20 protein-coding genes and 1 tRNA gene are annotated in these 25,557 nt (G+C 70.3%); 13 read left to right on the top strand and 8 right to left on the bottom strand.

Going from position 1 to position 25,557, the window contains the following annotated elements:
- Positions 1–3 precede the first annotated feature (3 nt).
- From pstC to rnt, 8 genes are all read left to right on the top strand, one after another.
- Positions 4–975 (top strand): phosphate ABC transporter permease subunit PstC, encoded by a 972-nt coding sequence (gene pstC / locus ABD679_RS07740; protein WP_344759378.1) that lies wholly within the window; start codon positions 4–6, stop codon positions 973–975.
- Complete coding sequence (pstA, locus tag ABD679_RS07735; protein ID WP_344759377.1) at positions 975–1,856, top strand: phosphate ABC transporter permease PstA; 882 nt, start codon at positions 975–977, stop codon at positions 1,854–1,856. Before pstC ends, pstA begins: the two co-directional genes overlap by 1 nt.
- Positions 1,857–1,894: 38 nt before the next feature.
- Positions 1,895–2,728, top strand: coding sequence for a phosphate ABC transporter ATP-binding protein PstB (gene pstB, locus ABD679_RS07730; protein WP_344759376.1), 834 nt, complete (start codon positions 1,895–1,897; stop codon positions 2,726–2,728).
- Between the two features lie 102 nt (positions 2,729–2,830).
- Complete coding sequence (phoU, locus tag ABD679_RS07725) at positions 2,831–3,535, top strand: phosphate signaling complex protein PhoU (RefSeq protein WP_344759375.1); 705 nt, start codon at positions 2,831–2,833, stop codon at positions 3,533–3,535.
- 126 nt (positions 3,536–3,661) lie between these two features.
- On the top strand, positions 3,662–4,090 hold the full coding sequence (locus ABD679_RS07720; RefSeq protein WP_344759374.1) for an EF-hand domain-containing protein: 429 nt from the start codon (positions 3,662–3,664) through the stop codon (positions 4,088–4,090).
- Between the two features lie 30 nt (positions 4,091–4,120).
- The gene (locus tag ABD679_RS07715) at positions 4,121–4,963 is read left to right on the top strand and encodes an HvfB family MNIO-type RiPP peptide maturase (RefSeq protein WP_425561864.1); all 843 of its coding nucleotides are present in this window, start codon (positions 4,121–4,123) and stop codon (positions 4,961–4,963) included.
- Complete coding sequence (locus ABD679_RS07710) at positions 4,953–5,756, top strand: HvfC family RiPP maturation protein (protein WP_344759373.1); 804 nt, start codon at positions 4,953–4,955, stop codon at positions 5,754–5,756. The genes ABD679_RS07715 and ABD679_RS07710 overlap by 11 nt, the downstream gene beginning before the upstream one ends.
- A complete protein-coding gene (gene rnt / locus ABD679_RS07705) occupies positions 5,753–6,430 on the top strand; it encodes a ribonuclease T (protein WP_344759372.1) in 678 nt (225 codons plus the stop codon). Before ABD679_RS07710 ends, rnt begins: the two co-directional genes overlap by 4 nt.
- A 95-nt stretch (positions 6,431–6,525) precedes the next feature.
- On the opposite strand, the gene rlmB is transcribed toward rnt, so the two are convergent.
- A complete protein-coding gene (rlmB, locus tag ABD679_RS07700) occupies positions 6,526–7,284 on the bottom strand; it encodes a 23S rRNA (guanosine(2251)-2'-O)-methyltransferase RlmB (RefSeq protein WP_344759371.1) in 759 nt (252 codons plus the stop codon).
- A 133-nt stretch (positions 7,285–7,417) separates the two neighbouring features.
- On the bottom strand, positions 7,418–9,856 hold the full coding sequence (gene rnr, locus ABD679_RS07695) for a ribonuclease R (RefSeq protein ID WP_344759370.1): 2,439 nt from the start codon (positions 9,854–9,856) through the stop codon (positions 7,418–7,420).
- 91 nt (positions 9,857–9,947) lie between these two features.
- On the opposite strand from rnr, the gene ABD679_RS07690 reads away from it, so the two are divergent.
- The 5 genes from ABD679_RS07690 (at position 9,948) to ABD679_RS07670 (ending at position 16,302) form a co-directional block, all read left to right on the top strand.
- A tRNA-Leu gene (locus ABD679_RS07690) sits at positions 9,948–10,034 on the top strand.
- Positions 10,035–10,180: 146 nt separating this feature from the next.
- Positions 10,181–10,603 (top strand): nucleoside diphosphate kinase regulator, encoded by a 423-nt coding sequence (gene rnk, locus ABD679_RS07685; protein WP_344759369.1) that lies wholly within the window; start codon positions 10,181–10,183, stop codon positions 10,601–10,603.
- 111 nt (positions 10,604–10,714) lie between these two features.
- Entirely contained in the window at positions 10,715–12,970 is a 2,256-nt protein-coding gene (parC, locus tag ABD679_RS07680; RefSeq protein WP_344759368.1) for a DNA topoisomerase IV subunit A, read from the top strand.
- An 18-nt stretch (positions 12,971–12,988) separates the two neighbouring features.
- Positions 12,989–13,648, top strand: a complete 660-nt coding sequence (locus tag ABD679_RS07675; protein ID WP_344759367.1) for a thiopurine S-methyltransferase — start codon at positions 12,989–12,991, stop codon at positions 13,646–13,648.
- Between the two features lie 158 nt (positions 13,649–13,806).
- A complete protein-coding gene (locus ABD679_RS07670) occupies positions 13,807–16,302 on the top strand; it encodes a penicillin acylase family protein (RefSeq protein ID WP_344759366.1) in 2,496 nt (831 codons plus the stop codon).
- 24 nt (positions 16,303–16,326) lie between these two features.
- Here the strand turns inward: ABD679_RS07670 and asnB are convergent, their stop codons facing one another.
- The 6 genes from asnB to glnD form a co-directional block, all read right to left on the bottom strand.
- Positions 16,327–18,021, bottom strand: a complete 1,695-nt coding sequence (asnB, locus tag ABD679_RS07665) for an asparagine synthase B (RefSeq protein WP_344759365.1) — start codon at positions 18,019–18,021, stop codon at positions 16,327–16,329.
- A 416-nt stretch (positions 18,022–18,437) separates the two neighbouring features.
- The gene (dapE, locus tag ABD679_RS07660; RefSeq protein ID WP_344759364.1) at positions 18,438–19,568 is read right to left on the bottom strand and encodes a succinyl-diaminopimelate desuccinylase; all 1,131 of its coding nucleotides are present in this window, start codon (positions 19,566–19,568) and stop codon (positions 18,438–18,440) included.
- Between the two features lie 36 nt (positions 19,569–19,604).
- Positions 19,605–19,964, bottom strand: coding sequence for an arsenate reductase (locus tag ABD679_RS07655; protein WP_344759363.1), 360 nt, complete (start codon positions 19,962–19,964; stop codon positions 19,605–19,607).
- Between the two features lie 88 nt (positions 19,965–20,052).
- Complete coding sequence (locus tag ABD679_RS07650; protein WP_344759362.1) at positions 20,053–21,939, bottom strand: CocE/NonD family hydrolase; 1,887 nt, start codon at positions 21,937–21,939, stop codon at positions 20,053–20,055.
- A gap of 82 nt (positions 21,940–22,021) precedes the next feature.
- On the bottom strand, positions 22,022–22,933 hold the full coding sequence (gene dapD / locus ABD679_RS07645; RefSeq protein WP_344759361.1) for a 2,3,4,5-tetrahydropyridine-2,6-dicarboxylate N-succinyltransferase: 912 nt from the start codon (positions 22,931–22,933) through the stop codon (positions 22,022–22,024).
- Positions 22,930–25,557: a [protein-PII] uridylyltransferase gene (gene glnD, locus ABD679_RS07640; protein WP_425561863.1), complete on the bottom strand. Its 2,628-nt coding sequence runs from the start codon at positions 25,555–25,557 to the stop codon at positions 22,930–22,932. The genes dapD and glnD overlap by 4 nt, the downstream gene beginning before the upstream one ends.

Raw genomic sequence — 25,557 nt, 5'->3', positions numbered from 1 at the left:
GCGATGAACGCCACCACGCTCTCCTCCGCCGTCGCGCCCACCGGGCGCGACGTGCGTGACGCCCGCAACGACCGCCTGTTCCGCCGCGCGTTGACGGCAGCGGTCGTGTTCGTGCTGGTCGCACTGGCCAGCGCTGCGCTGTCCATGCTCTGGGGCGGGCGCGAGGTGCTGGCGCACGAGGGCCTGGGCTTCTTCTTCTCGTCCGAATGGAACCCGGTCGAGAACAGGTACGGCGCGCTGGCGCCGATCTACGGCACGGTGGTCACCGCGGTCATCGCGATGCTCATCGGCGTGCCGGTGAGCTTCGGCATCGCGCTGTTCCTCACCGAGGTCGCGCCGCGCTGGCTGCGCGGCCCGGTCGGCACCGCGATCGAGCTGCTCGCCGGCATCCCGTCGATCATCTACGGCATGTGGGGCCTGTTCGTGCTGGTGCCGGTGATGACCGAATACGTCACGCCGTGGATCAACGACAACCTTGGCACGCTGCCTCTCATCGGAGCGCTGTTCCAGGGCCCGCCGCTGGGCATCGGCATCCTCACCGCCGGCTTCGTGCTGGCAATCATGGTGATCCCGTTCGTCACCTCGGTGATGCGCGAAGTGTTCCTCACCGTGCCGACGCGGCTGAAGGAGTCGGCCTACGCACTGGGCTCCACGCGCTGGGAAGTGAGCTGGGACATCGTCCTGCCGTACACGCGTTCGGCGGTGATCGGCGGCATCTTCCTCGGCCTGGGGCGCGCACTGGGTGAAACGATGGCCGTCGCCTTCGTGGTCGGCAACGCGGTGCGGCTATCGCCGTCGCTGCTCGAACCCGGCACCACCATCGCCGCACTGATCGCCAACGACTTCGGCGAAGCCACCGAGACCTATCGCTCCGCACTGCTGCTGCTGGGTTTCGTGTTGTTCATCGTCACCTTCGTGGTGCTGGCGCTGGCGCGGCTGATGCTGGCGCGGCTCGCGCGCCGGGAGGGCAACTGATGAACGCCGTCGCCCGTGAATTCGCCGTCGCGGACCGCCTGTACGCACGCCGCAGGCTCCTCAACGGATTCGCGCTGACGCTCTCTTGCGCGGCCGCGGTGTTCGGCCTGGCGTTCCTGGGATGGATCCTGTGGACGCTGGTGACCAAGGCCATCGGCGGCATCAACCCGGCACTGTTCACGCAGATGACGCCGCCGCCGATGGAAGAAGGCGGACTGCTCAACGCCTTCTTCGGCAGCGCGGTGATGTGCGGGCTGGCGATCGCCATCGGCACGCCGCTGGGCGTGGCTGCCGGCACCTGGCTGGCCGAGTACGGCAACGCGCGCAAGGCCGGTACGGTGGTGCGCTTCGTCAACGACATCCTGCTGTCGGCGCCGTCGATCGTGCTCGGGCTGTTCGTCTACACGCTGATCGTGATGCAGACCGGCGGCAACTTCTCGGCGCTGGCCGGCGCGATCTCGCTGGCCTTCATCGTGCTGCCGGTGGTGGTGCGCACCACCGACGAGATGCTGCGGCTGGTGCCGGTGCAGATGCGCGAGGCCGCGCTGTCGCTGGGTGTGCCGCAGTGGAAGGTGATCGTGCAGGTGCTGTACCGCAGCGCTTCGGCAGGCATCGTCACCGGCATCCTGCTGGCGCTGGCGCGGATCAGCGGCGAAACCGCGCCGCTGCTGTTCACCGCCTTCGGCAACCAGTACTGGAACGCCGACGTCATGCGGCCGATGGCCAGCGTACCGGTGGTCATGTACCAGTACGCCGGCAGCCCCTACGAAACCTGGCAGCAGTTGGCCTGGGCCGGTGCGCTGGTGCTGACCGTATTCGTGCTGCTGGTCAGCCTCGTCGCACGCGCGCTGCTGCTGCGCAAGCGCGTGGCCAACGACTGAGGACCGCCATGTTCACTTCTTCCTCCCGGAACAACGCCATGAACGACATCCATGCTCCCGTCGATGCGTCACCGCGGATCGCCGTCGCGACGACCGCCCGTGCGGCGGCGGAAGCGGCGCCGGTCAAGCTGGCCGCGCGCGGCCTCGACTTCCACTACGGCAAGTTCCACGCGCTCAAGGGCATCGACCTGGAAATCCCGGAGAAGCGCGTGACGGCGCTGATCGGCCCGTCGGGATGCGGCAAGTCGACGCTGCTGCGCATCTTCAACCGCATCTACGCGCTGTACCCCGGGCAGGCCGCCAGTGGCCAGGTGCTGCTCGACGGCGAGGACATCCTGTCGCCGAAGTACCCGATGAACCGGCTGCGCAGCAAGGTCGGGATGGTGTTCCAGAAGCCGGTGCCGTTCCCGATGACGATCTACGAGAACATCGCCTACGCGATCCGCCACCACGAGAAGCTGTCGAAGGCGGAAATGAACGTCCGCGTCGAGCAGGCCCTGCGCCAGGCGGCACTGTGGGACGAGGTCAAGGACAAGCTCGGCCAGAGCGCGCTCGGCCTGTCGGGCGGCCAGCAGCAGCGCCTCTGCATCGCCCGCGCGGTGGCGCTCAGGCCCGGCGTGCTGCTGCTCGACGAACCGACCTCGGCGCTGGACCCGATTTCCACCAGCCGCATCGAGCAGCTGGTCGAGGAACTGAAGACCGAGTACACCATCGCCATCGTCACCCACAACATGCAGCAGGCCGCACGCGTGTCCGACTTCACCGCGTTCATGTACCTGGGCGACCTGGTCGAGCACGGCGCGACGGAGACGATCTTCTCGAATCCCTCGAAGCGGCAGACGGAGGATTACATCACCGGGCGGTTTGGCTGAGAGCCGGGAACCGGGAATCGCAAAACCCGCATCCCCGCATCCCCGCATCCCCGAGTCCCGAGTCCCGAGTCTCCAACCCCCGCCCCAACCGCGAGCCCCGCCATGACCACGCAGCCCCACAACCACATCGTCAAAAGCCACGACGACGAACGCAACCGCATCATCGGCGAGATCCTGCGCATGGGCGAGATGGCCGCCGCGCAGCTGGAGGCCGCGCTGGACGTGGTCGCCCGCCGCGACGACAAGGCCGCCGAGCGCATCGTCGCCAACGACGAGGCGATCGACACCCTCGAGCGCGAGATCAGCCACGACGCCATGACCCTGGCCCTGCGCGGGCCGCTGGCGCGCGACCTGCGCGAGATCCTGGCCACGCTGCGCATCGCCTCGGACATCGAACGCATCGGCGACTATGCGGCCAACGCCGCCAAGCGCTCGATCGCGCTCAACACCTCGCCGCCGCTGCCGCACACGCGCGGTCTGCATGCGCTGGGCATGCTCGCCGTGGCCCAGGTGCGCGCGGTGCTGGCCGCCTACCGCGACAGCGACGCCGAGGCCGCGCAGCAGGTCCGCGCGCGCGACGCGGAACTCGACGCCGAGTACACCGGCCTGTTCCGCGAACTGCTGACCTACATGATGGAGGACGCGCGCGCGATCACGCCCTGTACGCACCTGCTGTTCATGGCCAAGAACCTCGAACGCATCGGCGACCACGCCACCAACATCGCCGAGAACATCTGGTTCCTGGTGCACGGCGACGACAACCTGCCGCCGCGCGAGAAGCGCGACGAGACCAATACCGCCAGCTGACGATCATCCGCAACGCGGGCGTGAACGGGGGCGGAAGATGCCCGCCGCGGACAATTCCCGGTGCCGGGCAACGGGGTAACATCGGTCCTCCACATCCGGGCCACCGCCCTACCCGAGGAGAGAGCCATGTCCCAGAACAGGAAACCCGTCGCCCTCGCGATCGGCGCCACCCTTGCCGGAGGCCTGGCGCTGTCCGGTTCCGCATTCGCTTCCACCCCGCTTGCGCAGGGCTACCTGCTCGGCGCGCAGGAGGCCGGCACGGCCGCGGCCGACGCGCACGCCGACAAGAAGAAGGAAGGCAGCTGCGGGGTCGCGGCAATGGATTCGGACAAGGACGGCAAGGTCTCGCGCGCCGAGTTCGAGGCCATGCACGCCGGCCAGGGCGCGGTGTTCGACGAGATCGACACCAACAAGGACGGCTTCCTGGACGCCGACGAGAGCAAGGCGCACAGCGAAGGCCGCTGCGGTTCGGACAAGAAGGCCGATGATGCCAAGCCCGCCGGCAAGTCCGGCATGGAAGGCAAGTGCGGCGAGGGCAAGTGCGGCGGCATGTGATGCCGGCCACGCGCTGACACCCGCCCGGCCGTGCCCCTGAAGGAAGACAGCGTCGGCCTCGGCCTGCGGCGTTCCCTGATGGAATCGCTGCAGGCCGCGCCGACCGGCGCGTTCGACTTCCTCGAGGCCGCACCGGAAAACTGGATCGGCGTGGGCGGCGGGCCGGGCGACGCGTTCGCCGTGCTCGCCGCGCGCCAGCCGCTGGTCTGCCACGGGCTGTCGCTCTCGCTCGGCGGACCGGCCGAACTCGACGAAACCTTCCTGCGCCGGCTGCGTGAGTTCCTCGACGCGCACGACGCGGCGATCTACAGCGAGCACCTCAGCGCCTGCGGCGACAGCCTCGGCCAGCTCTACGACCTGCTGCCGCTGCCGTTCACCGAAGAGGCCGTCGCGCACGTCGCCGCGCGCATCCGCTGCGTGCAGGACGTGCTCGGGCGGCGCATCGCGGTGGAGAACATTTCCTATTACGCGGCGCCGTTCCAGGCCATGCCCGAGATCGACTTCGTCAACGCGGTACTGGCCGAAGCCGACTGCGACCTGCTACTGGACGTCAACAACATCGTCGTCAACGCGACCAACCACGGCTACGACGCCGGCACGTTCCTGCGCGCCCTGCCCTCGTCGCGCGTACGCTACATCCACGTCGCCGGCCACCGCGACGAGGCGTTGGACCTGAAGATCGACACCCACGGTGCCGCTGTGTCCGACCCGGTCTGGGCGCTGCTGGCCGAGGCCTACCGCGTGCACGGCCGGCGGCCGACCCTGCTCGAGCGCGACTTCAACTTCCCGCCGTTCGCCGAGCTGGTCGACGAACTGGACACCGTGCGCCGGCACCTGGCCGACGCCGGAGACGCCTCCCGCCATGTCGCCTGAGGCGCCCACCGGGGACGGCCTGCGCGCGCAGCTCGACGCACTCGCCGGCTGGATCCGCAACCCATCCGGCACCGCGCCGCCGCCCGGCGTCGAGCAGCGGCGGCTGGACGTCTACCGCGCCCTGTTCTTCAACAACGTCGCCAGCCTGCTGGGCGGCAACTTCCCGGTGCTGCGGCGCATCCATGGCGACGGGCACTGGCGGGCGCTGGTGCACGCGTTCTACCGCGACCACGGCAGCCGCACGCCACTGTTCACCGAACTGCCGCGCGAGTTCCTGCGCTATCTCGAAGCACGCGGGGAAGACCCCGCGATGCCGTGGCTGCGCGAACTGGCGCACTACGAATGGATGGAGCTGGCGCTGCAGACCAGCCAGGCCACGCGCGACGACGTGGCGCACGACCCGGACGGCGACCTGCTCACCGGATGTCCGCTGCCCTCGCCGCTGGCCTGGCCGCTGGCCTATGCGTGGCCGGTGCACCGCATCGGTCCCGATTACCTGCCCACGCAGCCGCCGGCCGAACCGACGCTGCTGCTGCTGCGGCGCGAGGCGGACGGCCGGGTCAGCTTCCACGGGCTGAGTCCGCTGACCTTCCGCCTGCTGCAACGGCTGGACGAGGCGCCCGACCTGCCGGGCCGCGCGCAACTGCTCGCCCTTGCCGGGGAAGCGCAGGCCACCGACCTCGACGCGTTCGTCCATGATGGCGCGGCGATGCTGGCGCGGCTGCGCAGGGAGGGCACGATCCTCGGTATCCGCAGGGCCGGGGAAGACCCGTCTGCTAGTCTGGCGCGATGACGCAAACCGACGCTTCCACCCCCGCCTTCCGCAAGATGTCCGAACGCTTCCGCGGCTACCTGCCGGTGGTGGTGGACGTGGAAACCGGCGGCTTCGACTGGAACCGCCACGCGCTGCTGGAGATCGCGGCGATCCCGATCGAACTCGACGCCGCAGGCGAACTCGTGCCCGGCGAAGTCGCCTGCGCGCACGTGGTGCCGGCGCCAGGCACCGACATCGACCCGAAGTCGCTGGAAGTCACCGGCATCGTCCTCGACCACCCGTTCCGCATGGCCAAGCCCGAGCGCGAGGCGCTCGACCATGTGTTCGCCGCGGTGCGCGCGGCGGTCAAGCGGCACGAATGCCAGCGCGCGATCCTGGTGGGGCACAACGCGCACTTCGACCTCAATTTCCTCAACGCCGCCGTCGCGCGCGTGGCGCACAAGCGCAACCCGTTCCACCCGTTCAGCGTGTTCGACACGGTGACGCTGGCCGGCGTGGCCTACGGCCAGACCGTGCTCGCGCGCGCGGTGAAGGCGGCCGGGCTGGAATGGAACACAGAGGAGGCGCACTCGGCCGTCTACGACGCCGAACGCACCGCGCAGGTGTTCTGCAGGATCGCCAATGCCTGGCCGCGGGCGATGGGCGACGGCGACGCGCCCGCCGCAAACCCCGCGCCCCCCGCAGACCTGTAGGAGCGGCTTCAGCCGCGAGCCTTTGATTCACGGACGGATAATTTACGGACGGGCGGGAAAAAGCTCGCGGCTGAAGCCGCTCCTGCAAGAAGAACTCACCCCAACCGCTGCCGCACCGCCTCGAACAGCGTCACGCCGGCCGCTACCGACACGTTGAGGCTTTCCACGCCCTGCGCGTCCATGCCGGGCATCGGGATGGTCACCAGCTGGTCGCACTGCTCACGCGTCAGCCGGCGCAGGCCGTCGGCCTCGCCACCGAGCACCAGCGCGACATTGCCGCGCAGGTCGAGCGCGTACAGCGACGCGCCTGCGTCGCCGGCCAGGCCGTAGATCCACACGCCCAGCTTCTGCACCTCGCGCAGCGTGCGCGACAGGTTGGTCACGCGCACGACCGGCACGCTGTCGGCCGCACCCGCGGACGTCTTGCGCACGGTGGCGTTGACCTGCACCGCCTTGTCCTTCGGGATCACCACCGCGGTCACGCCGGCCGCCGCCGCGCTGCGCAGGCAGGCGCCGAGGTTGTGCGGGTCCTGCACGCCGTCGAGCACCAGCAGCAGCGCCTTGCCCCCAGCCGCTTCGACCAGTCCGGGCAACGCGTCCTCACCCCAGGTCCTGGCGGCCGCGTAGCGCGCCACCGCACCCTGGTGGCGCAGGCCGCCGGCGACGCCATCGAGTGCGTTCTGCGCCACCCGGCGCACGTCGATGTCCTTGCGCCGCGCGCTGGTCTCGATTTCGGCGATGCGCGGATTCTTCGCGCCGGCTTCGAGCAGCACCTCGCGCACGTTGCCGGCGTCATGCTCGACGGCCGCGGCCACGGCGTTGATGCCGGCGATCCACTGGTTTTCCTTGCTCATGGGCGGATTGGGATTGGGAGTTGGGGATGGGTGGCACGCCCCGCAGGAGCGGCTTCAGCCGCGAGCTTTTCGCCTGCACGGGAATGGAGCAAGAGCTCGCGGCTGAAGCCGCTCCTACAAGGGAAACATGGGATCAGTACTTTTTCTTGGCCCTTTTGGCCGGCTGCCCGCGCGGTGGCAGGGGTTTCGCACCACCGCCATCGCCCTCCTCTCGGACCAGGCGGAAGTCGATCTTGCGCTCCTCCAGGCTGGCCTTGAGCACCACGATGCGCGCGCGGTCGCCGAGGCGGTACTGGCGGCCGGTGCGTTCGCCGGTAAGCGTCTTGCGGATCGGGTCGAAGTGGTAGTAGTCGTTCGGCAGCTGGGTCACGTGCACCAGGCCGTTGACCTTGGACTCGTCGAGCTCGATGAACAGGCCAAAGCTGGTCACGCCGCTGATCACGCCGTCGAACTCGCTGCCGACGTGCTCTTCCATCCATGCCGCACGGTAGCGGTCGTCCACCTCGCGCTGGGCCTCGTCGGCGCGGCGCGAGCGTTCCGAGCACTGCAGCGACAGTGCCGCCATGTCGCTGTGCGAATAGCGGTAGCTCTCCGGCTTGCCGCCGGACAGCGCGTGCTTGATCGCACGGTGCACCAGCAGGTCCGGGTAGCGGCGGATCGGCGAGGTGAAGTGCGCGTATGCCTCCAGCGCCAGGCCGAAGTGGCCGATGTTCTCCGGCGCGTAGACGGCCAGGCTCTGGCTGCGCAGCACCACCGATTCGAGCAGCGCGGCGTCGGGCCGCCCGCGCACGGTTTCGAGCAGGTTGCGGAAGTCCATCGGCCGCACCTTCGCCCAAGCCGGCATGCGCAGCTGGAATTCCTTGAGGAATTCCAGCAGGTCCGTGTACTTCGCCTCCGGCGGCTTGTCGTGGTCGCGATACGGCGCCGGCACGCCGGCGTCGAGCAGGAACTTCGCGGCCTCGACGTTGGCCGCGATCATGCACTCCTCGATCAGCTTGTGCGCGTCGTTGCGCTGGATCATGCCGGCCTGGGTCACCTCGCCCTGCGGGCCGAGCACGAAACGCACTTCCGAGGTCTCGAAGTCGATCGCGCCGCGCTGGCGCCGCGCCTTGTCGAGCACCTGGTACAGCCGGTGCAGGTTTTCGATCTGCGGCAGCTGGTCACCGATGAAGGCACGCGCCTGGTCGCGGTCTTCCGCCGGCACGCCCTCGCCCACGGCGTTCCAGACCTGGGTGTAGGTCAGGCGCTTGTGCGAGTTCATCACCGCCTCGTGGAACTCCGAGCTCGTCACGCGCCCGGCGCGGCTGACCTGCATGTCGCAGACGAAGCACAGCCGGTCGACCTGCGGCTTCAGCGAGCAGATGCCGTTGGACAAGGTCTCCGGCAGCATCGGCACCACGAAGCCGGGGAAATACACCGACGTGGCCCGCGTCTGCGCCTCGTCGTCCAGCGGCGTGCCGGGGCGCACGTAGTGCGAGACGTCGGCGATCGCCACCACCAGCCGGAAGCCGCTGCGGTTGGGTTCGCAGTACACCGCATCGTCGAAGTCCTTCGCGTCCTCGCCGTCGATGGTCACCAGCGGCAGGCCACGCAGGTCCAGGCGCTTGCCTGCGGTGGCGGCGTCGACCTCGACCGGCACCGCCGCGGCCTGCGCCAGCACCTCGGGCGGGAACTCGTGCGGGATCTCGTGGCCGTGGATCGCGGCCTCCACCGCCAGCGAAGCGGTGAGCTTGTCGCCCAGCACCGCGAGGATGCGGCCGATCGGCGGGCGGTGCGCGGTCGGCGGCTGGATGATCTCGCACACCACCAGCTGGCCGGATTTCGCGTCCAGCCGCGCGTCGGACGGCACCTGCACGTTGCGCTGCACGCGCGCGTCGTCAGGCACCACGAAGCTGATCCCGGACTCCACCTCGAAGCGGCCGATCAGCCGGTTCAGGCGCCGCTCCAGCACCTCGACGATCGCGCCTTCGCGGCCGCGGCGGTCCATGCCGGTGACCGATGCCAGCACGCGGTCGCCGTGCAGCACCTTGCGCATCTCGGCCGGCGGCAGGAACAGGTCGTCGCCGACGCCCGAATCCGGGCGCAGGAAGCCGAAGCCGTTGGGGTTGGCGATCACCGTGCCCGGGATGAGGTCGAGCCGCTCGGCCGGCACGTAGCCGCCGCGACGGTTCTGCAGCAACTGGCCGTCGCGGACCATCGCCGCCAGGCGCTTGGCCAGCGCGTCGAAGCGGTCCGGCTCGGTCAGCTGCAGGCGCTCGGCCAGGGCGTCGGCGGACTGCGGGCCGTCGGCGTCAACCAGCAGCTGCAGGATGGCCTCGCGGCTGGCGATCGGGTTCTCGTAGCGGCTGGCCTCGCGTGCGGCATGCGGGTCCTGCAGGCCGCCGCGCTTGCCGCCGGACTTCGGCGCGGCGCGGTCGGGCTGGCGCGCGGGCTTCGGCGGCGGTTCCGGCATCCAGCCCGGCAGCTTGCTTCCTCCCGCGCCCTTCCGGCCGCCCTGTTTCGTCGCCGGCTTGCCGTCGCGGGCACCGGTCTTGCCGCGGCCGCTGCCGCGCTTGCTGGGAGTTTTTGCCATTGGCGGATGTTACACGCCGGTCCGCGAACTTCCGGTGTCGACAGGCGTTGACAAGTGCTGCCCCGCACCGCAACATACGCGGCCTGCACCCGCCCGGGTGGCGGAATTGGTAGACGCACTAGCTTCAGGTGCTAGCGGGGGCAACTCCGTGGAGGTTCGAGTCCTCTCCCGGGCACCAGGTTGTAGAAGACCCCCGCTTGCGGGGGTTTTTCGCATGTGCGCCCGCTTGCCGCCCGCCGGCTTCGGGGCTAACTTCGAACCATCAGCAACTGATCCGCGGACGGCGCGCCCGGCGCGCCGCCCGTTCCCGCTTGGAGTCCACCCATGGCAACACCCGAAACCGCGCGCCCCTCGATCGTCATGTCGCGCCTGGACTACGACCGCATCGAGGCCCTGCTCGAAGGCGCCAACGAGCGCGGGATCGACACCGCCTCGCTGGAGGCGGAAATGGAGCGCGCCGATGTCGTGGAACCGGCGCAGATGCCCGGCGACGTGATCAGCATGAATTCCACCGCCCGCTTCGTCGACGAGAGCAGCGGCGAGGAGCGCGAACTGACCCTGGTCTACCCGCGCGACGCCACCGGCGAGCCGGGCCGCGTCTCGATCCTGGCCCCGGTCGGCAGCGCCCTGCTCGGCCTGCGCGTGGGCCAGAGCATCGACTGGCCGATGCCGGGCAACCGCACGCTCAACCTGCGCGTGCTGTCGATCAAGTACCAGCCGGAGGCGGCCGGCGAGCTGCATCGCTGAGACAAACGCGGCGAGAACCGTGAACCCCCGCTTCCGCGGGGGTTTTTTCTGCCTGCCTGCTTTGGCGGCCGGTAGAATCGTACGATCGCTTCCGCTCCAGGCTTCCCCCGAATGACCGATCCAGACGTCCGCCCGGCCTTCCACGGTTTCGAGCAGATCCCGCTGCGCGAGTACGCCGAGCGCGCCTATCTCGACTACTCGATGTACGTGGTGCTCGACCGCGCCCTGCCCTTCATCGGCGACGGGCTCAAGCCGGTGCAGCGGCGGATCATCTATTCGATGAGCGAGCTGGGACTCGGCGCCACCGCCAAGCCGAAGAAGTCCGCACGCACCGTCGGCGACGTGATCGGCAAGTTCCACCCGCACGGCGACAGCGCCTGCTACGAGGCGATGGTGCTGATGGCGCAGCCGTTCTCGTACCGATATCCGCTGATCGACGGCCAGGGCAACTTCGGCTCGCAGGACGACCCCAAGTCGTTCGCGGCGATGCGCTACACCGAGTCCAGGCTCACGCCCATCGCCGAGGTGCTGCTGGGCGAACTCGGCCAGGGCACGGTGGACTGGGCGCCCAACTTCGACGGCACCCTGCAGGAGCCCACCTGGATGCCGGCGCGTCTGCCGCACCTGCTGCTCAACGGCACCACCGGCATCGCCGTGGGCATGGCCACCGACATCCCGCCGCACAACCTGGGCGAGGTGGTCAGCGCCTGCGTGCGCCTGCTCGACGATCCCGATGCCAGCGTGCGCGACCTGTGCGAGCACGTGCGCGGCCCCGACTACCCCACCACCGCCGAGGTCATCACCCCCGCCGCCGACCTGCTGGCGATGTACGAGACCGGCAACGGCAGCATCCGCGCCCGCGCCACCTTCGAGAAGGAAGGCGCCAACATCGTCATCACCGCGCTGCCCTACCAGGTGTCGCCGTCGAAGGTGATCGAGCAGATCGCCGCGCAGATGCGCGCCAAGAAGCTGCCGTGGCTGGAGGACATCCGCGACGAGTCCGACCACGCCAACGCCGTGCGCGTGGTGCTGATCCCGCGCAGCAACCGGGTCGACGCCGGACAGCTGATGGGCCACCTGTTCGCGACCACCGACCTGGAGAAGAGCTACCGGGTCAACCTCAACATCATCGGCCTGGACGGGCGGCCGCAGGTCAAGCACCTCAAGGCGATCCTGTCCGAATGGCTGGCATTCCGCGCCGACACCGTCACCCGGCGCCTGCAGCACCGGCTGGAGAAGGTCGAGCGCCGCCTGCACCTGCTCGAAGGCCTGCTGGTCGCCTTCCTCAACCTCGACGAAGTGATCCGCATCATCCGCACCGAGGACGAGCCGAAGCCGGCGCTGATCGCGCGCTTCGAGCTGTCCGACGACCAGGCCGAGTACATCCTGGAGACCAGGCTCAGGCAGCTGGCGCGGCTGGAGGAGATGAAGATCCGCGGCGAGCAGGACGAGCTCGACAGCGAACGCGACCGCCTGATCGCCACGCTCGGCTCGAAGGCGAAGCTGAAGAAACTGATCAGGGAGGAACTGCTGGCCGACGCGAAGAAATTCGGCGACGCCCGCCGCTCGCCGCTGGTCGCACGCGAGGCCGCGCACGCGCTCGCCGAGACCGACCTGGTCGCCAGCGAGCCGATGACCATCGTGCTCAGCCAGAAGGGCTGGGTGCGCGCGGCCAAGGGCCATGACGTCGACGCGGCAGGACTGTCCTATCGCGAGGGCGACGGCCTGCTGGGCGCGATACGCGGGCGCAGCACGCAGCAGGTGGCGTTCCTCGATTCGGCCGGCCGCAGCTATTCGACGCTGGCGCATTCGCTGCCCTCGGCGCGCGGCAATGGCGAGCCGCTGACCGGGCGTTTCTCGCCCGCGGCCGGGGCGTCGTTCCAGGCGCTGGCCACGGGCGCCGACGACGACCGTTTCGTCGTCGCCTCGTCGCAGGGCTACGGCTTCGTCACCCGCTTCGAGAACCTTACCGGGCGGCAGAAGGCCGGCAAGTCGCTGCTGTCCCTGGGCAAGGACGGCGGTGCGCGGGTGCTGCAGCCGGCCGCCGTTGCCAGCGTCGAGGCCGACCGCATCGTCGCCGTGACCAGCGCAGGCCACCTGCTGGCCTTCCCGGTCTCCGAGCTGCCGGAACTCGACAAGGGCAAGGGCAACAAGATCATCGAAATCCCCAAGGCCAAGCGCGGCACCGAGCGCGTGGTGGCGATCGCGGTGGTGCCGCCGGGCGGCACGCTGTCGGTGAAGTCCGGCGCGCGCACGATGTCGCTGTCGTTCAGGGACCTGGAGCAATACCTCGGCGCGCGCGCCAGCCGCGGCGGGCTGCTGCCGCGCGGGTGGCAGAAGGTGGATGGACTGCATGTCGATGCCTGACCACCGCGCGAACGCCTGATGGACGCCGGCTACTGGCAGCAGCGCTGGGAGGAAGGCCGCACCGGCTTCCACAACGACCGGGTGATGCCGCTGCTGGAACAGCACTGGTCCTCGCTGGGCCTGGCGCCCGGCAGCCGGGTGCTGGTGCCGCTGTGCGGCAAGTCGCTGGACATGGCGTGGCTGGCCGCGCAGGGATTCCGCGTCCTCGGCGTCGAGCTGTCGCCGATCGCGGTCGCGCAGTTCTTCGAAGAGAACGGCCTGTCGCCTGACACCCGCGAATCGCCGCTGGGCACGCACTTCAGCGCCGGCGCGATCGAGATCATCCGCGGCGACGCCTTCGCGCTGGACGCGGCGACGCTCGCCGGTTGCGCGGCCGTGTACGACCGCGCCGCGCTGATCGCCCTGCCGCGGCCGATGCGCGACCGCTACGTCGGCGAACTGCACGCGCGCCTGCCGGCCGGCTGCCGCGAACTGCTGATCACGCTCGAATACCCGGAAGGCGAAAAGGCCGGCCCGCCGTTCGCGATCGATGCCGACGAGGTCCGGCGCCTGTACGCGCGCGACTGGGCGATCGAGCAGGTCGAGCGCCGCGACATCCTCGCCTCGCAGCCGCGCTTCATCGACGAGGGTGTCACCGCGCTGCATACCACCGTCTGGCGGCTGGCCAAGACCTGCTGACTTCCTGTTTTGCGCCCGCAGGAGGAGCGGCTTCAGCCGCAAGTTTTTGTCCGCTGGCCGGGTCGGTGAAAAGCTCGCGGCTGAAGCCGCTCCTACAATGGGGCCGGAAGCCCGCGGCCGGCCTTGGCCGCGGCATCGCTCCACAGGGGAAGACACGCATGCTCCGCTGGCTCAAACGCATCGCACTGCTGCTCGTCGCGCTGGTCGCCATCTGCCTGTTCGCGGCCTGGATGCTGCTGCGCGGCAGCCTGCCGAAACTGGACGGACAGTCCGCGCTGACCGGCCTGTCCGCGGCGGTGACGGTGCAGCGCGACCGGCTCGGCGTGGTCACCATCGATGCCAACAACGAGGCCGACGCGATGCGTGCACTGGGCTACGTGCACGCGCAGGAGCGTTTCTTCGGGATGGACCTGATGCGGCGTTCGGCGGCCGGCGAGCTGGCCGCGCTGTTCGGCCCGGTGGCGCTGGAGTACGACAAGGCCCGCCGCGTCCACCGCATGCGCGCCCGCACCGTTGCGCAGCTCTCCACGATCAGCGGTGACCGCATGGCGGCGCTGCAGGCCTACACCGAAGGCGTCAATGCCGGGCTGGCCGCGCTGAAGGCGCGTCCCTGGCCCTATTTGCTGCTGCGCCAGTCGCCGCGCCCGTGGCGCGTCGAGGATTCCGCGCTGGCAGGCTACGCGATGTACTTCGACCTGCAGGACGAAGGGGGCGAGCGCGAACTTGGGCTCTGGAAGCTGCGCCAGCACCTGCCGCCGGCGCTGTACGCGCTGCTGGCGCACGGCGGCACGCGCTGGGATGCGCCGCTGTCTGGCGATGCCATCGGCGAGGCGGTGCTGCCCGGCGCGGACGAGGTGGACCTGCGCAGTTTGCCGGCGCCGGATGAAGGTGCGGCGGAGTCCCCGGCGTCGTCCGCACGGGCGGCTTCCCTCACTCCACCCGCTGCTTCGCGGATGGCCCCCCTTTCTCCCGCGGTGCGGGACAGAGGCGTTGGCGAGCCACCTGCGGCGGCCGATCTCTACAGGGGGAGCAACAACTTCGCGGTTGACGGCACGCTGACCCGCGACGGCCGCGCGATCGTCGCCGATGACATGCACCTGGGCCTGCGCGCGCCGGGGATCTGGTTCCGCGCGCGTTTGCGCTATCCGGACCTGCGCGCGCCCGGGGGCAAGATCGACGTGCAGGGCCTCACCCTGCCGGGCCTGCCGGCGATGATCGTCGGCAGCAACGGCCACGTCGCCTGGGCGTTCACCAACAGCTACGTCGACACCACCGACTGGAAACGCGTGCATCCCTGCGCGGATGGCCGGGACGCGCCCGCGTGCGCGCCGGTGACCCGGCACCGCGAGACGATCGAGGTGGCCGGCGCCGGCGCGGCGACGCTGGTCGTCGAGGACACCACCTGGGGACCGATCCTCGAACGCGAACCCGACGGTAGCGCCCTGGCGCTGCGCTGGACGGCCCACCTGCCCGGCGGCCTGAACCTCGGCCTGGCCGAGTTCGCGCGCGCCGGCAACCTGGCGACCGCGCTGCGCGCCGCCGACCACGCCGCGCTCCCGACCCAGAACCTGCTGCTCGCCGACAGCCAGGGCCGCATCGCCTGGCGCCTGCTCGGTCCGCTGCCGCAACGCACCGGCAGCTGCTCGACGCAACGGCTGGTCGAAGGCGATACCGGCACCGGTGCGCACGGCGAACAGGACGCCGCGGGCGAATGCCGCCCCTGGACGATCTCAACCGCCGCCTCGCCGCAGGACATCGATCCCGTGGATCACCGGCTGTGGACGGCCAACGCCCGCGTCGTCGGCGATGGCGACCTCGCCCGCATCGGCGACGGCGGCTACGCGCTGGGTGCGCGCGCGGCGCAGATCCGCGACGCACTGCAAGCGCGCGACCGGTTCGACGAGCGCGACCTGCTCGCGATCCAGCTCGACGACCGCGCGCTGTTCCTGCAGCGCTGGTGGCAGTTGCTGCGCGACGAGGCCGGGCGCACGCACTCGCCCGCCCTGTCGGCACTGGCCGACGCCGCGAAGGAGCGGCCGGAACGCGCGAGCGCCGACTCGGTCGGCTATCGCCTCGTGCGCGGCTGGCGGCTGGCGGTGATCGCGCGCCTGCAGGACGGCCTGGCGGCACCTGCGCGCGCGGGGCTGGGCGAGGCGTTCACGATGCCGCAGCTGGCCCAGTTCGAAGGCGTCGCGTGGCCGCTGCTGCAGCAGCGCCCGGCACACCTGCTGCCGCGCCGGTTCGACAGCTGGGATGCCCTGCTGGAGGATGCCGCCGCGCAGGTGCAGGGCGATCTGTCTGCCGCCGGCCCGCTCGCCGCGCGCACCTGGGGCGAGCGCAACACCGCGCACATCTGCCATCCGCTCGCGGCCGCGATTCCGCTGGTCGGCGAACGCCTGCTGTGCATGCCGCCGGACCCGCTGGACGGCGACGGCAATATGCCGCGCGTGACCGCGCCGGACTTCGGCGCGTCCGAGCGCATGGTCGTGTCGCCCGGGCATGAGGCCGACGGCATCCTCCACATGCCCGGCGGCCAGAGCGGCCATCCGCTGTCGCCGTTCTGGGGCGCCGGCCACGAGGACTGGGTGCACGGCCGGCCGACGCCGTTCCTGCCCGGCGAATCCGAGCACACGCTGACGCTGCGGCCGAGGTAGGCACGCGCGCGGGAGTGGCTTGCGCTAGCCCAGCGCGGCGTCATGCACGCCGGCCACGGCACGTCCCGAGGGATCGACCGCCGCCGCGAACGCGGCATCCCATTCGATCGCCGCCGGTGACGAACACGCGATCGACTTGCCGCCCGGCACCGTGCGCGCACACGCTTCCCCCGGGAAGGCGTCCTCGAACAGGCTGCGATACCAGTACGCCTCCTTCGTCTGCGGCGGGTTGACCGGGAAGCGCCCTGCCGCCGCTGCCAGTTCGCCATCGCCGACGATGCGCTGCGCATGCGCCTTCAGCCCGTCGATCCAGCCGTAGCCGACGCCGTCGCTGAACTGTTCCTTCTGCCGCCACAGGATCGCATCGGGCAGGACGCCCTCGAACGCCTCGCGCAGCACCGCCTTCTCGATCCGGCGCGTGCCGTCGGCGCGCATGCCCACCATCTTGTGGCGCGCGTCCATGCGCATTGCAACGTCGAGGAATTCAACGTCCAGAAACGGCACCCGCGCCTCCACGCCCCAGGCCATCATCGACTTGTTGGCACGCAGGCAGTCGTACTGGTGCAGCGCGTCGAGCTTGCGCACGGTTTCCTCGTGGAAGGCGCGCGCGTCGGGCGCCCTGTGGAAATACAGGTAGCCGCCGAAGATTTCGTCGCTGCCCTCGCCCGACAGCACCATCTTCACCCCCATCGCCCGGATCCGCCGCGCCAGCAGGAACATCGGCGTCGACGCGCGCACGGTGGTGACGTCGAAGCTTTCGATGTGGCTGATCACATCCGGCAGCGCGTCGATGCCCTCCTCCACCGTATAGGTGAAGCCGTGGTGCACGGTGCCGAGCGCGTCGGCTGCCACCTGCGCGGCCGCCAGGTCGGGCGAGCCTTCCAGCCCGATCGCGAACGAATGCAGGCGCGGCCACCAGGCTTCCGAACCGTCGTCGTCCTCGACCCGCCGGCGCGCGAACCGCGCGGCGCAGGCGGCGACCAGCGACGAGTCGAGTCCGCCCGACAGCAGCACGCCGTAGGGCACGTCGCTCATCATCTGCCGATGCACGGCGCGCTCGAACGCTTCGCGCAGTTCCCGCGGCGACACTTCGGCGCCGAGCGTCGCGTCGTGTTCGCGCCAGGGCCGCCGGTAGTAGCGGCGCAATTGCGCGGTATCGCTGTCATACCAGTGGCCGGGCGGGAACTGCGCGATGTCCTCGCACAGCCGCGCCAGCGCCTTCATCTCCGACGCCACCCACAGGCGACCGTCGCCGTCGTGGCCCCAGTACAGCGGGCACACGCCGATCGGGTCGCGTGCGATCACCGCACGCCCGCGCGCTTCGTCCCACAGCGCGAAGGCAAAGATGCCGTTGAGCCGGTCCAGCCACGCACCGGGATCGGGGTCCCGGGCGTACAGCGCGTTGACCACCTCGCAGTCCGAGCCGCTCTGGAAGGCGTAGCCGCCGTGCAGCTCCTGTTCGAGTTCGCGGTGGTTGTAGAGCTCGCCATTGACCGCCAGCACCAGGCCGCCGTCCGCCGAACGGATCGGCTGCGCACCGCCGGCAGGATCGACGATCGCCAGGCGCTCGTGCACCAGCAGCGCGTGCGGGCTGGCGTGCACCCCGCTCCAGTCCGGGCCGCGATGGCGCTGCAGCGCGGACAGGGACACGGCGAACGGACGCAGCGGACGCAGGTCGGCGCCGGGCCGCAGGTCGAATGCACCGAGGATGGAACACATGGGACGACTCCTTGTGGCCGGCCGTGCCGGCGGTGGGAGCGCCCTGCGCGAGAACGAAAAACCCGCGCCGGGCGCGGGTTTCGGGATTCCTGGCTGGATCTGTTGCTAGTGGCCTGCCCCGTTGCCCGCCCGCGGATTGCGCACGCGATTATTCGAACCGCGATTGTTGCGGTTGCGGGCGTTGCGGGCGTTGCGGGCGTTGCGGGCGTTGCGGGCGGCGGGACGGCAGGACATGCGTCGAAGCTAGCGACCGGCGCGGGCGCGGTCAAGCCGCCCCGCGACATCCCGGCCCGGTCCACCGGTATCCGAACGCACGCGCAGGCGCGACCCGGAATCACCGCCAACTTCACCCGTCGCCCCCAAACTTGAAGCGACGGTCACCCGATGCCGGGGGCCGTCGCCGCATTGCGGATCGGTCAACCCGGCAACAGGCGCCCGATCAGCGCCAGGTAAAGTTCCGGCAAGGCTTCCAGGTCCGCCACGCGCACGTGTTCGTCGACCTTGTGGATGCTGGCATTCACCGGCCCGACCTCGATGCACTGCGCGCCCAGCGGCGCGATGAAACGCGCGTCCGAGGTGCCGCCGCCGGTACTCTCTTCCGGCAGCCCGCCCGCGAACGCCGCCAGCACTTCGCGCGCCGCGACGCGCAGCGGGCCTTCGGGGGTGAAGAACGGCTCGCCGCTGCGGTGCCAGGACAGTCCGAAATCGAGGCCATGGCGCTCGAGCATCGAGGCGATCTCCGCCTCCAGCTTCCCGGCCGTCCAGTGCGGGTTGTAGCGCAGGTTGAACAGCACCCGCAGTTCGCCCGGGATGACGTTGCTGGCGCCGGTACCCGCGTGGATATTGCTCATCTGCAGGCTGGTCGGCGGGAAGCTTTCGTAGCCGTCGTCCCAGCGTCGCGCCGCAAGTTCGGCCAGCGCCGGTAGCGCCCCGTGCAGCGGATTGCGCGCCTGGTCCGGGTAGGCGACGTGGCCCTGCACGCCGCGCACGACCAGCGTGCCCGTCAGCGAACCGCGGCGGCCAACGCGCAGCAGGTCACCGAGCACGCGCGTCGACGATGGTTCGCCGGTGATGCACCAGTCGATGCGCTGGCCGCGTTCGGCAAACACCTTCGCCACGTGCCGCACGCCGTCGATGGCGTCGCCCTCCTCGTCCGAGGTCAGCAGCAGCGCCACGGTGCCGGCGTGGCCGGGGTGCGCGGCGACGAAGCGCTCCAGCGCGACCACGAACGCGGCCACGCTTCCTTTCATGTCGGCGGCACCGCGTCCATACAGCACGCCCTCGCGCACTTCCGGCGCGAAGGGATCACTCGCCCACGCCTCGCGCGGCCCAGGCGGCACCACGTCGGTATGCCCGAGCAGCACCAGCACCGGCCCGCCCTGGCCGTGCGTCGCCCAGAGGTTGTCGACGTCGCCGAAGCGCAGCTGCTCGCAGGCGAAGCCGGCGCGGCGCAGGCGCGCGGCCAGAAACGGCTGGCAGCCTGCATCGTCGGGGGTGACGGAGTGCCGCGCGATCAGTTCGCAGGCCAGGTCAAGGACGTCGCTCATGCGCCTATCGTAGCCGCAGGGCAGCCGGGGCCCGTCCTACGAAATACCGAAACGCTTCTTGAAGCCGTTGTCGCTGAAGCCCTGCGTCATCACGCCGTCGCCGGTCACCACCACCGGGCGGCGGATCAGCTGCGGGTATTCGCGCAGCAGCAGCTTCCACTCCGGATCCGAAGCGGCGGCCTTGCGGTTGTCCGGCAGCTGCCGCCAGGTGGTCGAGGACTTGTTGACCAGCGACGCGAAACCGCCTGCCTGCCGCGCCCACTCAACCAGCGTGTCCGGCGAGGGCTTGTCGTCGCGGTAGTCGACGAACTGGTGTTCGATGTCGAAGCGGTCGAGCCACTTGCGCGCCTTGCGGCAGGTGTCGCAGTTCTTCAGGCCGTACAGCGTGGTGGTCATGCCATGTCCCGGTATTCGCGATGCACGGCATGATGCCAAGAACCGCGGCGCGCGGCGACCGGGCGTCGCCGCGCGCGGGCAGGCACCCTCAGCGCTTCACCACCGGCAGCTCGATGTAGCTGGCCGCGTCGGCGGAATGGTGCACGGCGTTGTCCGCCACCACCGCCTCGCTTTCGGTTTCGTTGGGGCCGCCGGTGTTGAGATTGCGGGCGAACTTGGGGAAGTTCGAACTGGTCACCTCGACGCGGATGCGGTGGCCCTTGTCGAAGCGGATCGAGGTCGTGATCGGCGTGGGCTTGAGCGTGTACACCTGCCCCGGCTGCATCAGCTCGGGCTGGGTGTAGCTGTCGCGGTAGCGGGCGCGCTGCATGGTGTCGCCGATGATCCACGCGGTGCCGTCCGGCGCCACGTCGACGAGCTTGACCGCAAAGTCGGTGTCGCGCGCGCTGGAGGACACCTTCAGCACCGCATCGACGAAGCCGCTGACCTCCATCGCCTCCTCCAGCGGTTCGCTGGTGTAGACCAGCACGTCGTGGCGCGATTCGATCTGGCGCTGGTCGAACGCACCGGCGGTCACCAGCCCGCCGTTGCAGCAGTCACCGCCACCGATGGTCTGCACCGGGTTGGCAGGGTCGTAGCGGTAGCTGTCCCCGGGTTCGTCGTTGGCCGGCGCTTCGAACGACAGCACGCCGTCGCCGTACATCGAGTTGGCGTGGCCATCCGAACGCAGGTACATGCGCACCGGTTGCGCCGCCTTCGGCGGCCACTGGCTGTCGGACTGCCAGCGGTTCGCGCCCATGGTGTAGTAGCGCACGTGCGGCGTGTCGGCCGCGAACGCGGCCGGCCTGTCCTTCAGCCAGCGATCGAAGAACGCCCAGATCTGGTCGTCCACCGGGAAGCGCGCGTCGCCCATGTCGCGGTCGCCGACCTTGTAGTGCTCGCTGTACTTGAACCGGCAGTGCGGGTTCGGGCCGATGACCACGTACTGGTTGGCGCTGGCCTCGCGGTCGGAGTTGACCGTGCTGGCGTGGTTGAACAGCTCCATGTTCGGGCCGATCGACACGTCATACCAGCTGTTGAACCACAGCGCGGGCACGCCCCAGCCCATCGAATCGTCGTACAGGCCGCCCTTCTTCCACGCCGGGTCGCCCGGGCCGCGCGCGATCAGTTCCTCGAAGGTGGCCGGCGGCTCGCCCAGCGACGACAGCAGCTCGGCGTACGGGAGATGGCGGATGTGTTCGGGCCAGTCGACCTTGGGCTTGGTCGTGTCCAGGTCGTTGTACTGCGCCACGCGCGCGCGCATCTCGCCTGCGAGGTCCTGCGGCAGCTGCGCGCGCAGGGGATTGTCGACGCCATACATCCACACCGCGAACAGCGTGCGCGGCACGCCGCCGGTATAGAAGTTGCCCTGCTCCCAGAACCGGCCGACCTTGCCGATGCCCGCGCCCGAAGCCATCGGCACCATGGCCGCGTGCGCCGGGTGGTTCATGCCGGCCAGCGCGAGCTGCCATTCGGCCGACGACGAGCAGCCCAGCGTGCCGACCTTGCCGTTCGACCACGGCTGGTCGGCGATCCACGTCAGCGTGTCGTAGCCGTCGGTCTGCGGATGGCCGAGGATCTCGTACTTGCCCTGGCTGAAGTAGCGGCCGCGCTCGTTCTGGACGATGAACGCGTAGCCGCGGCGTACCGCCTCGATCGCGTAGCGCGCGGTGCCGCCGCGCACGTTGTGCTCGTTGTACGGCGTCTTCCACAGCACCGTCGGCAGCTTGCCGGTTGCCCCCTTCGGCCGCCAGACATTGGTCGACAGGCCGATGCCGTCGCGCATCGGCACCAGCACGGCGGTCTGTGAATCGGCGATGGACGCCAGCTCCGCGCGCAGGCCCTCGTCGCTGTAGCGCGACAGGTCCTGTGCGGATGCGGCGGACGCGGCCACCAGGGCCACCATCATCACGAACGTGGCAAACGGCTTGGTCATCAGTGGCTCCCCAGCGACGGATCATGCCTGTGTCGCACGTCCGGCAGTTCCCTACCCCTGCCGGAAGTCATGTCCGGCCCGATCAGTCGGCCAAACCGCGCAGCAGGTCGTTGATCGAGGTCTTGGCCCGGGTCTTCGCGTCGACCTGCTTGACGATGACGGCGCAGTACAGCGAATGCGAGCCGTCCTTCGCCGGCAGCTGGCCGGACACCACCACGCTGCCCGGCGGCACCACGCCGTAGCTGACCTCGCCGGTGGCGCGGTTGTAGATGCGCGTGGACTGGCCGAGGAACACGCCCATGCCGATCACGCTGTGGTGGCCGACCACCACGCCCTCGACCACCTCCGAGCGCGCGCCGATGAAGCAGTGGTCCTCGATGATCGTCGGGCTTGCCTGCAGCGGCTCCAGCACGCCGCCGATGCCGGCACCGCCGGAGATGTGGCAATGCCTGCCGACCTGCGCGCAGGACCCGACCGTGGCCCAGGTATCGACCATGGTGCCGGCGCCGATGTGCGCGCCGATGTTGACGAACGACGGCATCAGCACCACGTCCTTGCCGATGTGGGCGCCGCGGCGCGCCACCACGCCCGGCACCACGCGCACGCCGAGCTTGCGGAACGCGGCCTCGTCGAAATCCTCGAAGCGCAGCGGGATCTTGTCCCAGAACGGCGACGGATAGCTTTCCACCAGCTCCATGTCCTGCACCCGGAAGTACAGCAGCACGGCCTTCTTCAGCCACTCGTTGACGGTCCAGCCGCCGTTGCCGTCGGGCTCGGCCACGCGCAGCTCGCCGCGCTCCATGCGTTCGATCACGCGCTCGACCACAGGACGCGTCGAACCGTCCAGCTCTTCCGGCGTGAGCGTGCTCCGGCGCTCCCAGGCGCTGTTGACCATGAACTCAAGCTCGTCCTGCGCCGGCCGGGCGGGCGCGGTCTTCTTCGTTGCGGTCTTCTTTGCGGGCTTCTTCTTCGCGGCGGCCCTGGGGGGACTCATCGGTCTGCTTCTCCATCGATGCGGGACAGCAGCGCTTCGCGCAGCGCTTCGCGGCTGTCCGGGTTCAACGCGGTGTTGTCGGGTTCACTGATGCGGAACACGTCCTCGGCGCGCTCGCCGAAGGTGGCGATGCGCGCATCGTGGACGCGCAGGTGGCGCGAGCGCAGCACGTGCGCGATGTCGGCCAGCAGGCCGGGGCGGTCGGTGCAGACCAGGCTGAGCACGGTCTGGCCGCCCTCCGCGCCGTCGTCGAACTGGATCCGCGGCACGATGCGGAAGTGCCGCAGGTGGCGCGGCTGGGTGCGCCGCGCCGGGCGGATCTTCTCCAGCGGGCCCGACAGCGCCTCGGCCAGCCGGCGCTCGATCACTTCCACCGGCAGTTGCCGGCTGCCCTCGCCCGGCAGCACCTGGAAGCTGTCGAAGATCGTCCCGCCGGGACCGTCGAGCGCGCGCGCCTGCTGGATCTCCAGCCCCAGGCGGTCGAGGCTGATCACGATCGCGGCGAACAGGCCGTCGCGGTCGGGCGAATGCACGAACACCTCCAGCGCGCGGTCGCCGGCATCCAGCGAACGCACCGCGACGACCACGTCGCCCGGCCTGCGGCCGCGCAACGCCAGCGCCTGCCACGCGACCTGGTCGGGCCGCGCGCGCAGGAAGCTGTATTCGGGGAAGCGCAGGAACAGCGTGCTGGCCTCGTCGTCGTCGATATCGCGCGCCGACAGCAGGTTGCGCACCGCCGCGCGCGTCTCGGCGATGTGCTCGATCGCGGCCACCGGGTGCTCCAGCCCCTGCCGCAGGGCCAGTCGCGTGGAGGTGCGCAGGTCGGCCAGCAGGCGGTCCTTCCACGCATTCCACAGCTTGGGCGAGGTGCCGGCGATGTCGGCGCAGGTCAGCAGGTAGAGGTGGTCCAGGCGCTCGCGGTCGGCGACGCGGGTGGCGAAGCGGTGGATCACGACCGGATCGGAGATGTCCTGCTTCTGCGCGGTGATCGACATCAGCAGGTGGTTGCGCACCAACCACACGACCAGCGCGATGTCGGTCGCCGGCAGCGCGTGCGCGGCGCAGAACACCTGCGCGTCCTCGGCGCCGACTTCCGAGTGGTCGCCGCCGCGGCCCTTGGCGATATCGTGGAACAGGCCGGCCAGCAGCAGCAGTTCGGGCTTGCGCAGCGTCGGCCAGACCTCGCGCGCGGTGGCGAAGCGGTCGTCCTCGGGCGCGGGATTGCCGAACGAGGCGATGTTGCGCAGCACCGCCAGCGTGTGCTGGTCGACGGTATAGACGTGGAACAGGTCGAACTGCATGCGTCCGGACACCTGCGCGAACGCGGGAATCCAGCGCCCCAGCACGCCCAGCCGCGCCATGCGTTCGAGCGTGCGCACCGGGCGCACGCCGCGCAGCAGCGCCATGAAGCGCTCGCGCAGCGCGGGCGTGGCGGCGGCGTAACCGGGCACCAGGTCCAGCGCTTCGGCCAGCGCGCGCGCGGTCTGCGAGTGCAGGCCGCGCGCCTCGCCCAGCGCGGCCCAAGTGGCGAACAGCTCGAACACTTCCATCGGATCGCCGTGCGGCCAGCCCGGATCGCGCGCGGCCAGGTAACCGCGGCGCAGCTCGAAGCGCGCGTCCAGCGGCTCGGGCACGGCGGTGCCGTCGAAGTGCTCCTCGAATCGCTGCAGCAGGCGGTCGTTGACCCGGCGCACGATCGCCGCGGCGCGGTAGAAGCCCTGCATCATCTGCTCGACGCCGAGGTTGCGGTCGTCGTCGGCGTAGCCCAGGCGCGCCGCCAGCGGCTTCTGGTATTCGAAGCGCAGGCGCTCCTCGTGGCGTCCGGCCACCAGGTGCAGGCCGAAGCGCAGCCGGCCCAGCGCGCGCTGCTCGCGCTCCAGCGCCGCGGCCTCGTCGGCGCCGACGTGGCCCAGCCCGACCAGCGCATCGAACTCGCGCACGCCGAAACTGCGCAGCGCCATCCATCCCAGCGTGTGCAGGTCACGCAGGCCGCCGGGACCGTCCTTGAGATTGGGCTCGAGGTTGTCGGAGGTGTCGCCGAAGCGCTCGTGGCGCTGCAGCTGCTCGTCGGCCTTGGCCAAGAAGTAGTCGCGCGCGGGCCAGACCCTGCCCGGCGCGATCGCCGCGGCCAGCGCGCTGCGGTCGGCGATGTCGGCCACCAGCGGCCTGGATTCGATCAGCGCGGTGAGCACGGTCGGGTCCGCTGCCGCCTGCGTGCACTGCTCCGGCGAGCGCACCGCGTGGCTGGCCTGCAGCCCGATGTCCCACAGCAGCGCGAAGAAACAGCCCAGCGCCTCGCGCCGGGCGTGCTGCTCCGGTTCGGCGGCCAGCACCAGCAGGTCGATGTCCGAATGCGGGAACAGCTCGCCGCGGCCGTAGCCGCCGACGGCGAACAGCGCCAGCTGCGCGCCGGCGGGAATGCAGCGCGACCAGGCATCGCGGATCAGGCCGTCGATGGCGCGGGTACGGTCGGCGACCAGACGCTCGACGGCCTCGCCGCGGTCGAAGCGTTCGGCCAGCGCGGCGTCCGCGCGCGACAGCGCATCGCGCGCGGCCTGCAGCCAGGCCGCCTCTTCGTCCGCGCCCACGGGGATCGCCGCGTCGGGGGCTGCGGCGTCGTTCAC

The sequence above is a fragment of the Luteimonas lutimaris genome, assembly GCF_039537065.1.
GTDB classification, from domain to species: domain Bacteria; phylum Pseudomonadota; class Gammaproteobacteria; order Xanthomonadales; family Xanthomonadaceae; genus Luteimonas; species Luteimonas lutimaris.
Note: the sequence above shows the minus strand (reverse complement) of the source record. Positions and strands in the feature narration are given on the sequence as shown.

Bases quoted from the DNA above. Each gene is read 5' to 3' on its own strand.
- rnr (WP_344759370.1), bottom strand. From the start codon at position 9,856: ATGGCAAAAACTCCCAGCAAGCGCGGCAGCGGCCGCGGCAAGACCGGT.
- asnB (WP_344759365.1), bottom strand. From the start codon at position 18,021: ATGTGTTCCATCCTCGGTGCATTCGACCTGCGGCCCGGCGCCGACCTG.
- pstB (WP_344759376.1), top strand. From the start codon at position 1,895: ATGAACGACATCCATGCTCCCGTCGATGCGTCACCGCGGATCGCCGTC.
- phoU (WP_344759375.1), top strand. From the start codon at position 2,831: ATGACCACGCAGCCCCACAACCACATCGTCAAAAGCCACGACGACGAA.
- ABD679_RS07670 (WP_344759366.1), top strand. From the start codon at position 13,807: ATGCTCCGCTGGCTCAAACGCATCGCACTGCTGCTCGTCGCGCTGGTC.
- ABD679_RS07710 (WP_344759373.1), top strand. From the start codon at position 4,953: ATGTCGCCTGAGGCGCCCACCGGGGACGGCCTGCGCGCGCAGCTCGAC.
- dapD (WP_344759361.1), bottom strand. From the start codon at position 22,933: ATGAGTCCCCCCAGGGCCGCCGCGAAGAAGAAGCCCGCAAAGAAGACC.
- pstA (WP_344759377.1), top strand. From the start codon at position 975: ATGAACGCCGTCGCCCGTGAATTCGCCGTCGCGGACCGCCTGTACGCA.
- pstC (WP_344759378.1), top strand. From the start codon at position 4: ATGAACGCCACCACGCTCTCCTCCGCCGTCGCGCCCACCGGGCGCGAC.
- ABD679_RS07655 (WP_344759363.1), bottom strand. From the start codon at position 19,964: ATGACCACCACGCTGTACGGCCTGAAGAACTGCGACACCTGCCGCAAG.
- rnk (WP_344759369.1), top strand. From the start codon at position 10,181: ATGGCAACACCCGAAACCGCGCGCCCCTCGATCGTCATGTCGCGCCTG.
- parC (WP_344759368.1), top strand. From the start codon at position 10,715: ATGACCGATCCAGACGTCCGCCCGGCCTTCCACGGTTTCGAGCAGATC.
- rnt (WP_344759372.1), top strand. From the start codon at position 5,753: ATGACGCAAACCGACGCTTCCACCCCCGCCTTCCGCAAGATGTCCGAA.
- ABD679_RS07720 (WP_344759374.1), top strand. From the start codon at position 3,662: ATGTCCCAGAACAGGAAACCCGTCGCCCTCGCGATCGGCGCCACCCTT.
- ABD679_RS07650 (WP_344759362.1), bottom strand. From the start codon at position 21,939: ATGACCAAGCCGTTTGCCACGTTCGTGATGATGGTGGCCCTGGTGGCC.
- rlmB (WP_344759371.1), bottom strand. From the start codon at position 7,284: ATGAGCAAGGAAAACCAGTGGATCGCCGGCATCAACGCCGTGGCCGCG.
- dapE (WP_344759364.1), bottom strand. From the start codon at position 19,568: ATGAGCGACGTCCTTGACCTGGCCTGCGAACTGATCGCGCGGCACTCC.
- ABD679_RS07675 (WP_344759367.1), top strand. From the start codon at position 12,989: ATGGACGCCGGCTACTGGCAGCAGCGCTGGGAGGAAGGCCGCACCGGC.